Source organism: Staphylococcus sp. HMSC071G07 (assembly GCF_001811435.1).
Lineage (GTDB): Bacteria > Bacillota > Bacilli > Staphylococcales > Staphylococcaceae > Staphylococcus > Staphylococcus pettenkoferi.
The window spans coordinates 1-203 of record NZ_KV804780.1 but is presented as its reverse complement, the minus strand read 5'-3'; the positions used below and the strand labels follow the sequence as shown (position 1 = coordinate 203).

The 203-nt window shown below is 47.3% G+C and carries 1 tRNA gene; it reads left to right on the top strand.

Annotated features, from left to right (window positions below):
• The first annotated feature begins 85 nt into the window (after positions 1–85).
• Positions 86–159 (top strand) — tRNA-Ile (locus HMPREF2802_RS08780).
• Positions 160–203: the final 44 nt, after the last annotated feature.

The window sequence follows — 203 nt, the reverse complement described above, 5'->3', positions numbered from 1 at the left end:
GACATATTGCATTTAGTTTTGAATGCTCATCAGAGTGTTCAGGTAAAAAGAGAAAAGCGAAAACGCTTGACTCGAAAATAATTGAGGGCCTATAGCTCAGCTGGTTAGAGCGCACGCCTGATAAGCGTGAGGTCGGTGGTTCGAGTCCACTTAGGCCCACTCTAGAATTTAATATGGGGGCTTAGCTCAGCTGGGAGAGCGCC